This is a genomic window from Streptomyces sp. NPDC027672, assembly GCF_055566335.1.
The window spans coordinates 71,451-86,257 of sequence record NZ_JBVHSO010000008.1 but is presented as its reverse complement, the minus strand read 5'-3'; the positions used below and the strand labels follow the sequence as shown (position 1 = coordinate 86,257).

General features: G+C 74.2%; 13 protein-coding genes. 12 read left to right on the top strand and 1 reads right to left on the bottom strand.

The features are described from left to right. Positions 1-107: 107 nt before the first annotated feature. Together metK and ACZ4SV_RS20290 are read left to right on the top strand one after the other, a co-directional pair. Complete coding sequence (gene metK / locus ACZ4SV_RS20295; RefSeq protein WP_365875700.1) at positions 108-1,316, top strand: methionine adenosyltransferase; 1,209 nt, start codon at positions 108-110, stop codon at positions 1,314-1,316. A 188-nt stretch (positions 1,317-1,504) separates the two neighbouring features. Beyond that, the gene (locus ACZ4SV_RS20290) at positions 1,505-3,664 is read left to right on the top strand and encodes a primosomal protein N' (protein ID WP_468005907.1); all 2,160 of its coding nucleotides are present in this window, start codon (positions 1,505-1,507) and stop codon (positions 3,662-3,664) included. 60 nt (positions 3,665-3,724) lie between these two features. Here ACZ4SV_RS20290 and ACZ4SV_RS20285 read toward each other — a convergent pair whose 3' ends face one another. Continuing rightward, a complete protein-coding gene (locus ACZ4SV_RS20285) occupies positions 3,725-4,267 on the bottom strand; it encodes a hypothetical protein (protein ID WP_397936869.1) in 543 nt (180 codons plus the stop codon). A gap of 214 nt (positions 4,268-4,481) precedes the next feature. Between ACZ4SV_RS20285 and fmt the strand changes: the two genes are divergently transcribed. The 10 genes from fmt (at position 4,482) to ACZ4SV_RS20235 (ending at position 14,766) form a co-directional block, all read left to right on the top strand. Beyond that, positions 4,482-5,414: a methionyl-tRNA formyltransferase gene (fmt, locus tag ACZ4SV_RS20280; protein ID WP_365881760.1), complete on the top strand. Its 933-nt coding sequence runs from the start codon at positions 4,482-4,484 to the stop codon at positions 5,412-5,414. Positions 5,415-5,713: 299 nt separating this feature from the next. Then, positions 5,714-7,132, top strand: a complete 1,419-nt coding sequence (locus ACZ4SV_RS20275) for an RsmB/NOP family class I SAM-dependent RNA methyltransferase (protein WP_397936868.1) — start codon at positions 5,714-5,716, stop codon at positions 7,130-7,132. 69 nt (positions 7,133-7,201) lie between these two features. Then, complete coding sequence (gene rpe / locus ACZ4SV_RS20270) at positions 7,202-7,888, top strand: ribulose-phosphate 3-epimerase (RefSeq protein WP_365881756.1); 687 nt, start codon at positions 7,202-7,204, stop codon at positions 7,886-7,888. Between the two features lie 90 nt (positions 7,889-7,978). After that, positions 7,979-9,022 carry a sugar-binding transcriptional regulator gene (locus ACZ4SV_RS20265; RefSeq protein WP_365881754.1) on the top strand — a complete coding sequence of 348 codons (1,044 nt, stop codon included), beginning with the start codon at positions 7,979-7,981 and terminating at the stop codon, positions 9,020-9,022. Positions 9,023-9,071: 49 nt separating this feature from the next. Continuing rightward, complete coding sequence (locus tag ACZ4SV_RS20260) at positions 9,072-9,479, top strand: guanyl-specific ribonuclease (protein WP_468005906.1); 408 nt, start codon at positions 9,072-9,074, stop codon at positions 9,477-9,479. After that, the gene (locus ACZ4SV_RS20255) at positions 9,476-9,805 is read left to right on the top strand and encodes a barstar family protein (protein WP_468005905.1); all 330 of its coding nucleotides are present in this window, start codon (positions 9,476-9,478) and stop codon (positions 9,803-9,805) included. Before ACZ4SV_RS20260 ends, ACZ4SV_RS20255 begins: the two co-directional genes overlap by 4 nt. A 131-nt stretch (positions 9,806-9,936) precedes the next feature. Continuing rightward, positions 9,937-11,379, top strand: coding sequence for a GuaB1 family IMP dehydrogenase-related protein (locus ACZ4SV_RS20250; RefSeq protein WP_397946631.1), 1,443 nt, complete (start codon positions 9,937-9,939; stop codon positions 11,377-11,379). A gap of 351 nt (positions 11,380-11,730) precedes the next feature. After that, entirely contained in the window at positions 11,731-13,218 is a 1,488-nt protein-coding gene (locus ACZ4SV_RS20245; RefSeq protein WP_468005904.1) for an amino acid permease, read from the top strand. 27 nt (positions 13,219-13,245) lie between these two features. After that, entirely contained in the window at positions 13,246-13,698 is a 453-nt protein-coding gene (locus ACZ4SV_RS20240; protein WP_030620185.1) for an Lrp/AsnC family transcriptional regulator, read from the top strand. Between the two features lie 279 nt (positions 13,699-13,977). After that, a complete protein-coding gene (locus ACZ4SV_RS20235) occupies positions 13,978-14,766 on the top strand; it encodes a carbon-nitrogen hydrolase family protein (protein WP_468005903.1) in 789 nt (262 codons plus the stop codon). Positions 14,767-14,807 lie beyond the last annotated feature (41 nt).

The window sequence follows — 14,807 nt, the reverse complement described above, 5'->3', positions numbered from 1 at the left end:
CCCATCGGCCGAGTGCGACCGATAAACTGTTCACGGACGACGCCGGGCGCAGCCACGCGTCGTCCGCAAATGATCAGCCAGCAGCCGCTGCAACCACAGGGAGCGTTGTGTCCCGTCGCCTGTTCACCTCGGAGTCCGTGACCGAGGGTCACCCCGACAAGATCGCTGACCAGATCAGCGACACCATTCTCGACGCGCTCCTGCGCGAGGACCCGACCTCCCGGGTCGCCGTGGAGACGCTCATCACCACCGGCCTGGTGCACGTGGCCGGCGAGGTGACGACGAAGGCCTACGCGGACATCGCGACCCTCGTCCGCGGCAAGATCCTGGAGATCGGCTACGACTCCTCCAAGAAGGGCTTCGACGGCGCCTCCTGTGGCGTCTCGGTGTCCATCGGCGCGCAGTCCCCGGACATCGCGCAGGGCGTCGACGCGGCGTACGAGACCCGGGTCGAGGGCGACGACGACGAGCTGGACCGGCAGGGCGCGGGCGACCAGGGCCTGATGTTCGGCTACGCGTCCGACGAGACGCCGACCCTGATGCCGCTGCCGGTCTTCCTGGCGCACCGCCTGTCCAAGCGCCTGTCCGAGGTCCGCAAGAACGGCACCATCCCCTACCTGCGCCCGGACGGCAAGACGCAGGTCACCATCGAGTACGACGGCGACAAGGCCGTCCGCCTCGACACGGTCGTGGTCTCCTCCCAGCACGCCTCCGACATCGACCTGGAGTCGCTGCTCGCCCCCGACATCCGCGAGTTCGTCGTGGAGCCGGAGCTGAAGGCGCTCCTGGACGAGGGCATCAAGCTGGACACCGAGGGCTACCGCCTGCTGGTCAACCCGACCGGCCGCTTCGAGATCGGCGGCCCGATGGGCGACGCCGGCCTGACCGGCCGCAAGATCATCATCGACACCTACGGCGGCATGGCCCGCCACGGCGGCGGCGCGTTCTCCGGCAAGGACCCGTCCAAGGTCGACCGCTCGGCCGCCTACGCGATGCGCTGGGTCGCCAAGAACGTCGTGGCCGCAGGTCTGGCCTCCCGCTGCGAGGTCCAGGTCGCCTACGCGATCGGCAAGGCCGAGCCCGTCGGTCTGTTCGTGGAGACCTTCGGCACCGAGAAGGTCGACATCGACCGGATCGAGCAGGCCATCGACCAGGTCTTCGACCTCCGTCCGGCCGCGATCATCCGCGACCTCGACCTGCTCCGCCCGATCTACGCCCAGACCGCCGCCTACGGCCACTTCGGCCGTGAGCTGCCCGACTTCACCTGGGAGCGCACCGACCGCGTCGACGCCCTGCGCGCCGCCGCGGGCCTGTAACCCGCACCCGCCCGTCCGCCGAGGCCCGGCTCCCCGCACCACCGGGGGCCGGGCCTCGGCGTGTCCCGCCGTACCGCCGCCGGTTCCCCCGGGGGCGCTGTGGCCGGAACCGCACCACAGCCGGTGCCGCCGCCGCCCGGGGCACCGCCGGCCGGGTGTTGTCGGTGGCGTTTGGTAAGAATGCAGGCGTGAGCAGCGAGGACGGGGTGTCCCGGAAAGACGGGGACGGCGGGGCCGAAGGGGCGCCGCCGGAGCAGCTCGCGCTCATCCGGGAGAGCGTGCGCCGGGCGAAGGTGCCGCGGGCCAAGCCGCGGACCTGGCGGGGCGCGGCGCTCGCCGGGGAGCTGCCGGTCGCGCGGGTCCTGGTCGACAAGGGCGTGCTGCACCTCGACCGGTACTTCGACTACGCCGTGCCCGCGGAGCTGGACGCCGAGGCACAGCCCGGCGTGCGGGTGCGGGTGCGGTTCGGGGCCGGACGGCACCGGGTGCGCGAGGGGCGCCGGGAGGGCGGCGGGCTCGTCGACGGCTTCCTCGTCGAGCGCCGGGCCGACTCCGACTACTCCGGACCGCTGGCCGCGCTCGCCCAGGTGGTGTCGCCCGAGCCGGTGCTGGGCGAGGAACTGCTCGGCCTCGCGCGGGCCGTCGCCGACCGGTACGCGGGCAGCCTCGCCGATGTGCTGCAACTGGCCGTGCCGCCGCGCAGCGCCCGCGCCGAACAGCGGCCCTCCCCGGCCCCGCTGCCCCCGCCCGCACCGCCCGGCACCGGCTCCTGGGAGCGGTACGAGCACGGCGGCGCCTTCCTCGACGCGCTGGCCTCCGGCGGATCGCCCCGGGCCGTGTGGACCGCGCTGCCGGGACCGCTGTGGAGCGAGGAACTGGCCCGGGCCGTCGCCGCCACCCTCGCCTCCGGGCGCGGCGCCCTCGTCGTCGTACCGGACGGCAGGGCCGCGGCACGCGTCGACGCCGCGCTGACCGCGCTGCTCGGCCCCGGCCGGCACGCGCTGCTCACCGCCGACGCCGGACCCGAGAAGCGGTACGCGCGGTGGCTGGCGGTGCGGCGCGGCTCCGTGCGGGCCGTCGTCGGCACCCGGGCGGCGATGTTCGCGCCCGTGCGGGACCTCGGGCTCGTCGCCGTCTGGGACGACGGGGACGACAGCCACAGCGAGCCGCACGCCCCGCAGCCGCACGCCCGCGATGTGCTCCTGCTGCGGGCCGCGCTGGACAAGTGCGCCTTCCTCCTCGGCGGCGTCACCTGCACCGTGGAGGCCGCCCAGCTCGTGGCGAGCGGCTGGGCCCGGCCGCTGGCCGCCGAGCGCGAGCAGGTGCGCCGGGCCGCGCCGCTCGTCCGCACGGTCGGGGACGGCGACCTCGCGCGCGACGAGGCCGCCCGCGCCGCCCGGCTGCCCACCCTCGCCTGGCAGGCGGCCCGCGAGGGGCTGCGGCACGGGCCGGTGCTGGTGCAGGTGCCCCGGCGGGGCTACGCGCCGCGGATGGCCTGTGCCGCGTGCCGGGCGCCCGCGCGGTGCCGGCACTGCGCGGGCCCGCTCGAAGGCCAGGACGCGGGCGTCCTGCGGTGCGGCTGGTGCGGGCGCCAGGAGAGCGCCTGGCACTGCGCGGAGTGCGGCGGCTTCCGGCTCCGCGCCCAGATCGTGGGCGCCCGCCGCACCGCCGAGGAACTGGGCCGCGCCTTCCCCGCCGTACCGGTGCGCACCTCCGGGCGCGAGCACGTGCTGGACACCGTGCCCGGCACCCCCGCGCTGGTCGTCAGCACGCCCGGCGCCGAACCGGTGGCCGAGGGCGGCTATGCGGCGGCCCTGCTCCTGGACGGCTGGGCCATGCTCGGCCGGCCCGATCTGCGGGCCGGCGAGGACGCGCTGCGCCGGTGGATCACGGCCGGCGCGCTGGTACGGCCGCAGGGCGAGGGCGGCACCGTGGTCGTGGTGGCCGAACCCACCCTGCGGCCCGTGCAGGCCCTGGTGCGCTGGGACCCCGTCGGGCACGCCGTCCGGGAACTGGCCGAGCGGGCCGAACTGGGCTTCCCGCCGGTGTCCCGGATGGCGGCCGTGTCCGGTCCTGCGGCGGCCGTCGCGGAGTTCCTGACGGCCGCCGGACTGCCGCCGGACGCCGAGGTGCTGGGGCCCGTACCGCTGCCGGCCCCGCCGCCCGGCCGGCCGCGCAGGCCCGGCGCGCCGCCGCCCGGCGAGCACTGGGAGCGGGCGCTGATCCGGGTCCCGCCGGGCAGCGGCGCCGCGCTGGCCGCGGCGCTGAAGAGCGCGCAGGCCGCGCGGATGGCCCGGGGCGGGGAGGAGCAGGTGCGCGTCCGCATCGATCCGCCGGACATCGGCTGAGCCGCCGGGCGCGGGTGCCGGGAAGGCCGCGCGCTCCCGGGCGGAAGTCGGGGAGGGGCGTCAGCCGTTGCGCGGGCTGGGGAAGGCTGCCGGGCGGGCGTCCTCGCGCAGGGCCGGGCCGGCCGCGGCCGGCTGGGCGGGCATGGAGCGGGCCGCCGGGACGGTCGGCACGGCGAGCGGCCCCGCGGTGGTGCTCAGCGTGCGGGTGCCGGACGGCTCGGGCGTCCGCTCGCCCTCGGTCACCGTCTGGGACGCGGCGCGACGGGCGCCGTACCGGCGGTGCACCGCCTGCTTGGTGACCCCGAGCGCGGAGCCCACCGCGTCCCACGAGAAGCCGAGCGAGCGGTCGAAGTCGACGGCGGCCGTGACCAGGGTCTCGACACTGTCCCGCAGTTCCTGGGCGAGGCGGACCGTCGGGGCGGGCGCGCGTCCGTAGACGACGAAGCCCGTGGACGGGCCGGTGCGGCGCGGGCGGTAGACGTTGCCCAGCTGGGCGGTGAGCGTACGCAGCGCGTCCACCTGCCGGCGGACCCGCTCGATGTCCCGCACCAGCAAGTGCAGGCTGGCCCGGGCCTGGGCGTCGTGGGTGGCGTGGTCGGCCATGAACAAGCCTCTCGAACCGGCGTTGAAAGGAACTGGGCCGTGCGAACAGCCCGAGGGGTCAACTCTTTCTTGACCAACGCGCCGACGCTCCGCTGGTCACGGGCTGGGGGCGTACGGGCATATGCGTACGCCGGTCGCCCGCCCACGCGCCGCCCGTGGTCCTAGACTGGTGCGCTGCCCGCCCCCTTCCCGCCCGAGAGGCCCGATCCCGCCCATGAAGCTGGTCTTCGCCGGTACCCCCGAGGTCGCCGTTCCCGCCCTGGACGCTCTGCTCGCCGCCGGGCGGCACGAGGTGGCCGCCGTCGTCACGCGGCCCGACGCGCCGGCCGGGCGCGGGCGCAGGCTGGTCGCGTCACCCGTGGCCGAGCGGGCGGCGGAGGCCGGGATCGAGGTGCTCAAGCCGTCCAAGCCCCGGGACCCGGAGTTCCTGGAGCGGCTGCGGCAGATCGCCCCGGACTGCTGCCCGGTCGTCGCCTACGGCGCCCTGCTGCCCAAGGCCGCCCTGGACATCCCGGCCCACGGCTGGGTCAACCTGCACTTCTCGCTGCTGCCCGCCTGGCGCGGCGCCGCGCCCGTGCAGCACGCCGTCATGGCGGGCGACGAGATCACCGGCGCGTCCACCTTCCTGATCGAGGAGGGCCTGGACTCCGGTCCGGTCTACGGCACCGTCACCGAACGGGTCCGCCCCACCGACACCAGCGGCGACCTGCTCACCCGGCTGGCCTTCGCGGGCGCCGGGCTGCTGGCCGCGACCATGGACGGCATCGAGGACGGCACCCTGAAGGCCGTGCCGCAGCCCGCCGACGGCATCACCCTGGCACCGAAGATCACCGTCGAGGACGCCCAGCTCGACTGGGCGGCACCCGCGCTGCGCGTCGACCGGGTCGTGCGCGGCTGCACCCCGGCGCCCGGCGCCTGGACCACCTTCCGCGGCGAGCGGCTGAAGCTGATCCAGGTCACGCCGGTGCCCGAGCGGACCGACCTCGCGCCCGGCCGGCTCGCGGTGGGCAAGAACAGCGTGCACGCGGGCACCGGTTCGCACGCCGTCGAGCTGCTCTGGGTGCAGGCCCAGGGCAAGAAGCCGATGCGGGCGGCCGACTGGGCGCGCGGGGCGCGCATCGCGGAGGGCGAGACACTGGGCGGCTGACCACCCCGCCCGCCGGCGAACCGACCGGCCCGCGGCGGCGGGTAGGCGCTGCCCCCCCGGCCCGTCGGCGGACCGGCCGGCCGGGAAGGCACGGCCACGCGCCTGGCCCCGGCTCGGAAGGCACGGCCACGCGCCTGGCCCCGGCTCGGAAGGCACGGCCACCCGCCCGGCCCCGGCCCCGAAGGCGCAGCCCACCCGCCCGGCGGCGGAGAGGCGCCGCCCACCCGGCGCGCGGTCGCGGGGACGCGCCGACGTACGCTGGAGGCGCATCCCCCTCTTCACACCCGGAGCACCTTTTCGTGAGCGAGCAGTCCCGGCGGCCGCACCGGTCCGCCAAGCCCTACCGCCGTCCTCAGAAGGACCCCGTCCGCATCCTGGCCTTCGAGGCGCTGCGCGCGGTGGACGAGCGGGACGCGTACGCCAACCTCGTGCTGCCCCCGCTGCTGCGCAAGGCCCGCGAGACGGGCGGCTTCGACACCCGGGACGCGGCGCTCGCCACCGAGCTGGTCTACGGCACGCTGCGCCGGCAGGGCACCTACGACGCCGTCGTCGCCGCCTGTGTCGACCGGCCGCTGCGCGAGGTCGACCCGCCGGTGCTGGACGTGCTCAGCCTGGGCGCGCACCAACTGCTCGGCACCCGGATCCCGACCCACGCCGCCGTCTCCGCCTCCGTGGAGCTGGCCCGGGTGGTGCTCGGGGACGGCCGGGCCAAGTTCGTCAACGCCGTGCTCCGCAAGGTCGCGCAGGACGACCTCGCGGGCTGGATCGAGAAGGTCGCGCCGCCCTACGACGAGGATCCCGAGGACCACCTCGCCGTGGTGCACTCGCACCCGCGCTGGGTCGTCTCCGCGCTCTGGGACTCCCTCGGCGGCGGCCGGGCCGGCATCGAGGAGCTGCTGGCGGCGGACAACGAGCGGCCCGAGGTGACGCTGGTCGCCCGGCCCGGGCGGGCCACCACCGAGGAACTGCTGCGCGAGGAGGCCGCCGTACCCGGCCGCTGGTCGCCGTACGCCGTGCGGCTCGCGGAGGGCGGCGAGCCGGGCGCGGTCGACGCCGTCCGCGAGGGCCGGGCCGGCGTGCAGGACGAGGGCAGTCAACTGGTCGCCCTGGCGCTGGCGAACGCCCCGCTCGACGGGCCCGACGAGAAGTGGCTCGACGGGTGCGCCGGACCCGGCGGCAAGGCCGCGCTGCTCGGCGCCCTCGCCGCCGAGCGCGGCGCCGTCCTGCTCGCCTCCGAGAAGCAGCCGCACCGGGCCGGCCTGGTCGCCAGGGCGCTGCACGGCAACCCGGGTCCGTACCAGGTCATCGCGGCCGACGGCACCCGCCCGCCGTGGCGCCCCGGCACCTTCGACCGGGTCCTGGTGGACGTGCCGTGCACCGGGCTCGGCGCCCTGCGCCGCCGTCCCGAGGCCCGCTGGCGCCGCCGCCCCGAGGACCTGGACAGCTTCGCCCCGCTCCAGCGCGGACTGCTGCGCACCGCCCTGGACTCCGTCCGCGTCGGCGGAGTCGTCGGCTACGCCACCTGCTCCCCGCACCTGGCCGAGACCAGGGCGGTCGTCGCCGACGTCCTCAAGCAGTTCCCGCACACCGAGCTGATCGACGCCCGCCCCCTGCTCCCCGGCGTCCCCGACCTGGGCGAGGGCCCCGACCTCCAGCTCTGGCCCCACCTGCACGGCACGGACGCGATGTACCTGGCGCTGCTGCGCCGTACGGCCTGACAGCGGCCCCACCACCACCTCGCGGCACCGCGGTTACGGTCCGGCGCGGCGGCATGGCAGGCTGGGACCATGCCCGCGCAGATCAACCCCAGCATCCTGTCCGCCGACTTCGCCCGCCTCGCCTCGGAGGCGGAGGCGGTCCGAGGCGCCGACTGGCTCCATGTGGACGTGATGGACAACCACTTCGTCCCGAACCTCACGCTCGGCGTGCCGGTCGTGGAGTCCCTGGCCCGTGCGACGGACACCCCGCTGGACTGCCACCTGATGATCGAGGACCCCGACCGGTGGGCGCCGCAGTACGTGGAGGCGGGCGCGTCCTCGGTCACCTTCCATGTGGAGGCCGCCGCCGCCCCGGTACGGCTCGCCCGCGAGATCCGCGCCAAGGGCGCCCGCGCCTCGATGGCGCTGAAGCCGGCGACGCCCGTCGAGCCGTACGAGGACCTGCTGCCGGAACTCGACATGCTGCTGATCATGACGGTCGAGCCCGGCTTCGGCGGCCAGGCGTTCCTGGACATCATGCTGCCGAAGATCCGCCGCACCCGGGAGCTGATCAAGAAGCACGGACTGCAGCTATGGCTCCAGGTCGACGGCGGTGTCTCGGCCGGCACGATCGAGCGGTGCGCGGAGGCGGGAGCGGACGTGTTCGTCGCCGGTTCGGCCGTGTACGGGGCCGGGGACCCGGCGGAGGCGGTGCGCGCGCTGCGCGCCCAGGCGGACGCGGCCACCGCCAAGGCGTCCTGGGCATGCGACCACTGAGCCACGGAGAAGTGAACGGTTGAATGAAGGCCGCCCATCAGGGCGGATCAGTCGCCCCGAATCTGCGAGGATGAACGGCGAATCCAGAGTGTGAACAGCAGTGAGGAGATCGCCGTGTCGGGTATGTCGGCGGGCCGGTCAGCCATGCGGATGGGACCCGCTGAGCTGGTGCAGGCGGCGGCCATGGCCCGCCGCTTCTACCTCGAGGGCAAATCCAAGATCCAGATCGCGGAGGAGTTCGGCGTCAGCCGCTTCAAGGTGGCCCGGGTCCTGGAGACGGCTCTCGAACGGGATCTCGTGCGCATCGAGATCCGTGTGCCGGCCGAGCTGGACGCCGAGCGCTCCGACGCGCTCCGCGCCCGCTACGGTCTGCGGCACGCCGTCGTGGTCGAGTCACCGGCCGAGGCCGAGGAGACCCCGGACCCGGAGAACCTCGGCGAGGTCGCCGCCGACCTGCTCGGCGAACTCGTCAACGAGGGGGACGTGCTCGGGCTGGCCTGGGGCCGGTCCACCATCCACATGGCGGCGGCGCTCGACCGGCTGCCGCCGTGCACGGTGGTGCAGCTGACGGGCGTGTACGACGCCGGGACCGCCGAGCGCGGCTCGGTGGAGGCCGTCCGCCGGGCGGCCCAGGTGTCGGGCGGCGACGCGCACCCCATCTACGCGCCGATGCTGCTGCCGGACACGGCCACCGCGGTGACGCTGCGCAACCAGACCGGGATCGCCCGGGCCTTCGAGTACTTCGACAAGGTCACGGTCGCCTGCGTCTCGATCGGCTCCTGGGAACCGGGCATCTCGACCGTGCACGACATGCTCAGCGACGAGGAGCGCGCGCACTACGCCTCGCTCGGCGTCGCCGCCGAGATGTCCGCGCACCTCTTCGACGCCGACGGCCGCCGGATCGGCCGGGACCTGGGGGAGCGGTGCATCACGGTCAAGGCCGACCAGCTGCGCCGTATCCCGGAGGTCGTGGCGATCGCGGGCGGGCAGCGCAAGGCCGCCGCGATCGACGCGGTGCTGCGCTCCGGGCTGGTCACCAGCCTGGTGACGGACACCTCGGCCGCCGACTACCTGCTGACGGCGGGCCCGGCGCCGAAGCCGGCGCTCAGCCGCCAGGACCCCGACGGGGTCTGACCCGGGCCGCGGCGGGCGCGTGAGGGGAGGTCCGTGGCAGCATCGGGGCATGCTGTCGCGGTCCGTTCCCCGTCTCCTGGCCGGCCTGCTGGTCTGCCTCGCCGTCCTGCTGACCGGATGCTCCGGCGGCGGCCCCGCCCCGGCCCCGCCGGGCGCCTCCGCGCCCGCCCGGTCCCACGGCATGGCCACCGTGCCGGCGTCCCGGCTGCCCGCCGAGGCCCGCCGCACGCTCGCCCTCATCGACCGGGGCGGCCCCTTCCCGTACGCCAGGGACGGTGTCGTGTTCGGGAACTTCGAGGGCCGGCTGCCGCGGCACCCGCGCGGCTACTACCACGAGTACACCGTGCCCACGCCCGGCTCACGCGACCGCGGGGCCCGGCGCCTCGTCGCCGGACAGGGCGGCGAGTTCTACTACACCGATGACCACTACAAGTCGTTCCGGGCGGTACTGAGATGACGGAAGACCTGGCCGGCCGGTACCCGGTCACCCTGGACCTGGACGGGGTCACGGACAAGGCGGGCCTGATGGACCGCGTCGCCCGGGCCCTGGCGCTGCCCGGCTGGTTCGGCCGCAACTGGGACGCGCTGGCCGACTCCCTCGCCGACCACACGGTCTGGCCCGAGGGCGCCGTGGAGCGCGGGCTGCTGATCGTCGTCCGCGGCTGGCGGGCGTACGCCGAGGCGCGGCCGGAGGAGTGGCGGACGGCCGAGGAGGTCTTCACGGAGGCCGCCGACCGGACGCCCGCCCTCACGGTCGTCCTCGCCCTTGGAGGAACCTCCTAGGAGACCCCGCGCCGCCTGGATGTTCTGTCAGGGCCTGACAGCCGGGACGTCATGGGACAATGAAGTACGTGCTCTTTCCCCCTGGCACACCTGTCCGGGGGCCGCCTCTGATCGACTGGGATGTGCAGCACGTGCGTTTCCTCAATGACATCCAGCCCGCGTACGACCTGACGTACGACGACGTGTTCATGGTGCCGAGCCGCTCCGCGGTGGGCTCGCGTCAGGGCGTGGACCTCTCCTCGCCGGACGGCACGGGCACCACCATCCCGCTCGTCGTCGCCAACATGACCGCCATCGCCGGCCGCCGCATGGCCGAGACGGTGGCCCGCCGGGGCGGGCTGGTGGTCATCCCGCAGGACATCCCGATCGACGTCGTCACCGACGTGATCTCCTGGGTGAAGAGCCGCCCCCTGGTGCTGGACACCCCGATCGTGCTGGCCCCGCACCAGACCGTCGCCGACGCCCTGGCGCTGCTGCCCAAGCGGGCCCACAACGCCGGCGTGGTCGTGGACGAGAACCAGCGGCCCGTCGGCGTCGTCACCGACGCCGACCTCACCGGCGTCGACCGCTTCACCCAGCTCGAAGTGGTCATGTCCAAGGACCTGCTCCTGCTGGACGCCGGCATCGACCCGCGCGAGGCCTTCAACACCCTCGACCAGCACAACCGCCGCTACGCCCCGGCCGTCGACGAGGACGGCAGGCTGGCCGGCATCCTCACCCGCAAGGGCGCCCTGCGCGCCACGCTGTACACGCCCGCCGTGGACGCGCACGGCAGGCTGCGGATCGCCGCCGCCGTCGGCATCAACGGCGATGTGGCGGGCAAGGCCAAGCAACTGCTCGACGCGGGCGTGGACACGCTCGTCATCGACACCGCGCACGGCCACCAGGAGTCGATGATCAGCGCCGTCCAGGTGGTGCGCGCGCTCGACCCGCAGGTGCCGATCGCGGCCGGCAACATCGTCTCCGCGCAGGGCGTCAAGGACCTCGTCGACGCCGGCGCGGACATCATCAAGGTCGGTGTCGGCCCGGGCGCCATGTGCACCACCCGCATGATGACCGGCGTGGGCCGCCCGCAGTTCTCCGCCGTGCTGGAGTGCGCCGCCGAGGCGCGCAAGTACGGCAAGCACGTGTGGGCCGACGGCGGTGTCCGCCACCCGCGCGACGTCGCCATGGCCCTCGCCGCCGGCGCGTCCAACGTGATGGTCGGCTCCTGGTTCGCGGGCACCTACGAGTCCCCGGGCGACCTCCAGCACGACGCCAAGGGCCGCGCCTACAAGGAGTCCTTCGGCATGGCCTCCGCGCGTGCCGTGCGCAACCGCACCTCGGAGGAGTCGGCGTACGACCGTGCCCGCAAGGCCCTGTTCGAGGAGGGCATCTCCACCTCCCGGATGTTCCTCGACCCGGCCCGCCCGGGCGTCGAGGACCTGATCGACTCGATCATCGCGGGCGTCCGCTCCTCCTGCACCTACGCCGGCGCCGGCTCGCTGGAGGAGTTCGCCGAGAAGGCGATCGTCGGCATCCAGAGCGCGGCCGGCTACGCCGAGGGCAAGCCGCTGCACGCGAGCTGGACCTGACCGCTCCCGCACCTCCGACGGCCCCCGCCGCTCCCGCAACCGGGAACGGCGGGGGCCGTCGGCGTTCCCCGCCGAGAGCCCCCGCGGGAGCGCCGTGCAATGGTCGACAGCCCGCGCGCAACGATTTGTCATCCGGGCCGGATGAACGCAATGATCCTGCGGGGATGCGCAAGGTTGCTGCATTACGCCCGTGAAGCCCAGCCTCGTAGGGTGCTGCGCTAGTACGTGGCGTGGCGGGGACCCCGCTCGGTGGGTTCCTGCCCGCGCAGGCCCACCGGTCCCCGTCCACGAGGGCCGGCGTTCGAGCCGGTCCGCGTCCGCACCACACCGGCAGCGATAAGGAGCCAGCGCGTGCTCGACCAAGGCGCACCCCCGCACCACCCGATACCGGCTGCCCCCGCGTCCCCGGGCGTCGCCGCGCGCCTGTTGCGTCGCAAGCCCGTGGAACGCCTGGTCGCCGAGGGCGGCCAGGGCGAGGGAGGACAGCTTCGGCGCTCCCTCGGGCTGTGGCAGCTGACCATGATCAGCATCGGTGCCACCCTCGGCACCGGCATCTTCGTCGTCCTCGGCGACGCCGTGCCCGAGGCCGGCCCCGCGGTCACCCTGTCCTTCGTGATCGCCGGCCTCACGGCCCTGTTCTCGGCCCTGTCGTACGCCGAGCTGGCGGGCAGCATCCCGGTCGCCGGCTCCTCGTACTCGTACGCATACGCAACGCTCGGCGAGCTGGTCGCCTGGGTCTGCGGCTGGTGCCTGGTCCTGGAGTACGGCGTGTCGGTGGCCGCCGTCGCCGTCGGCTGGGGCGAGTACCTGAACGAACTGCTCGACGGCACCATCGGCGTCACCATCCCGGACGTGCTGTCCTCGGCCCCCGGCGAGGGCGGTGTCATCAACCTGCCGGCCCTCGTCGTCGTCCTGCTGGCGATGGTGTTCCTGCTCGGCGGCGCCCGGGAGTCCGCCCGCGCCAACACGATCATGGTCTGTGTGAAGATCGCCGCGCTGGTGCTGTTCTGCTCGATCGGCTTCATGGGCTTCAAGTCCGGCAACTACGCCGACTTCATGCCGCTCGGCATGACCGGGGTCAGCGCCGCCGGTGCCACGCTGTTCTTCTCGTACATCGGCTTCGACGCCGCCTCCACCGCCGGTGAGGAGGCACGGGACCCCAAGCGGGACCTGCCGCGCGCGATCATGCTCTCGCTGATCATCGTCACCGCGCTGTACGTGCTCGTCGCGGGTGTCGCCGTCGGCGCCTGGAACTGGAAGAAGTTCGACGGCTCCGAGGCCACCCTCGCCGCGATCATGAACGATGTCACCGGCCAGACCTTCTGGGGCACGATGCTCGCCCTGGGCGCGGTCATCTCCATCGCCAGCGTGGTGCTCACCGTGCTGTACGGCCAGACCCGCATCCTCTTCGCGATGTCCCGCGACGGCCTGGTGCCCAAGGCGCTCGGCAAGGTGCACGCGAAGTCCGGCGCGCCCCGCCTGAACACGGTGCTCGTGTCCCTCTTCTGCGGGGTGCTCGCCGCCCTGATCCCGCTGGGCAAGCTGGTCGACGCCACCAGCATCGGCACGCTGTTCGCCTTCGGACTGGTCAACATCGCGGTCGTCCTGCTGCGGTACCGGCGACCGGAGCTGGAGCGCACGTTCAAGGTGCCGTTCGGGCCGGTCCTGCCGGTGCTGGGCTTCCTGTTCTGCGCGTACAACATGTTCAGTCTCGACACCGTCACCTGGGTCGTCTTCGGATGCTGGATGGCCGCCGGGCTCGTGTTCTACTTCCTCTACGGCTATCGCCGTTCCCGTCTCGCGACCGGTGACGGTACCGCGGTGACGGCAGAGAAGTGACCGAACCGAAGAAGTGAACCACCCCCTGTGCTGAACGATCTCGACGAACGCATCGTGCACGCCCTCGCCGAGGACGCCCGCCGCTCCTACGCGGACATCGGGCAGCTGATCGGTCTGTCCGCGCCCGCGGTGAAGCGGCGCGTGGACCGGCTGCGGGCCACCGGAGCCATCACCGGATTCACCGTGCGGGTGGATCCGGCGGCGCTCGGCTGGGAGACCGAGGGGTACATCGAGATCTACTGCCGGAGCAACACCTCCCCGGAGACCATCCAGCGGGGTCTGGAGCGCTACCAGGAGGTCGTGGCCGCGTCGACCGTCACCGGCGACGCGGACGCGATCGCCCAGGTCTTCGCCTCCGACATGCGGCACTTCGAGCGGGTGCTGGAACGGATCGCGGGCGAGCCCTTCGTGGAGCGCACCAAGTCGGTCCTGGTGCTGTCACCGCTGCTGCGCCGCTTCTCCTCCGGGGCACCGGGGTAGCGGGAGCCGATCGCTGGCTGGGGCGCCCCGCCGGGCGCCGGCCGCGGGCCGGACGGGAACCGCGCGAGCGGTACCGTCCGGCCCGCGCCGGGTCCACGGCGGGGCGCCCCGAGCGTTTTCCGGGGCCGTGTGATCCCGCCGCGCAACGAATCGCCGCCCGCTGCGCGCCGCACGCAACAAACCGCGCACCGGCGCGCAACGGCTCCTTCTTGTCCGGCCGAGCGCGCCGACCGTACCGTCTTTCTGGCCCCCCAACCCCCTTCCCGGTGAGGATCCCGCATGCGCACCGCCCTGCTCCAGAGCTCCGGCCGCCCCGGTTCGATCGCCGGGAACCTCAAGGTCCTCGACGAGGCCGCGGGCCGGGCCGCCGCCACGGGCGCGGGGCTGCTGGCCGCACCGGAGATGTTCCTCACCGGCTACGCGATCGGCGACGACATCGCCCGGCTCGCCGAGCCCGCCGACGGCGACTCCGCCGACGCGATCGCCGAGATCGCCACCCGGCACGGCCTGGCGATCGCCTACGGCTACCCGGAGCGCGACGGCGACACCGTCCACAACTCCGCCCAGCTGATCTCCGCCGACGGCATCCGGCTCGCCAACTACCGCAAGACCCACCTCTTCGGCTGCTTCGAGCGCGACCACTTCACGCCGGGCGAGCGGCAGATCGTCCAAGCCGAGCTGAACGGGCTGACCGTGGGCCTGCTGATCTGCTACGACGTCGAGTTCCCGGAGAACGTCCGCGCCCACGCGCTGGCCGGCACCGACCTGCTCGTCGTGCCGACCGCGCAGATGCACCCGTTCCAGTTCGTCGCCGAGTCGATGATCCCGGTGCGCGCCTTCGAGAACCAGATGTACGTCGCGTACGTCAACCGGGTCGGCCGGGAAGGGGAGTTCGAGTTCGTCGGCCTCTCCGTCCTCGCCGGTCCCGACGGGGTCGCCCGCACCCGCGCCGGCCGGACCGAGCAACTCGTGACCGCCGACGCCGACCCCGTCTTCCTGGCCGCCTCCCGGGAGGACAACCCGTACCTGAAGGACCGCCGCCCCGGTCTGTACGGGTCCCTCGTCTGAGCCACGGCCGCCCCCGCTTCCCCCTGGTTTCACCACCCGCA

Bases quoted from the DNA above. Each gene is read 5' to 3' on its own strand.
- rpe (WP_365881756.1), top strand. From the start codon at position 7,202: ATGCCCGCGCAGATCAACCCCAGCATCCTGTCCGCCGACTTCGCCCGC.
- ACZ4SV_RS20255 (WP_468005905.1), top strand. From the start codon at position 9,476: ATGACGGAAGACCTGGCCGGCCGGTACCCGGTCACCCTGGACCTGGAC.
- fmt (WP_365881760.1), top strand. From the start codon at position 4,482: ATGAAGCTGGTCTTCGCCGGTACCCCCGAGGTCGCCGTTCCCGCCCTG.
- ACZ4SV_RS20235 (WP_468005903.1), top strand. From the start codon at position 13,978: ATGCGCACCGCCCTGCTCCAGAGCTCCGGCCGCCCCGGTTCGATCGCC.
- ACZ4SV_RS20260 (WP_468005906.1), top strand. From the start codon at position 9,072: ATGCTGTCGCGGTCCGTTCCCCGTCTCCTGGCCGGCCTGCTGGTCTGC.
- ACZ4SV_RS20285 (WP_397936869.1), bottom strand. From the start codon at position 4,267: ATGGCCGACCACGCCACCCACGACGCCCAGGCCCGGGCCAGCCTGCAC.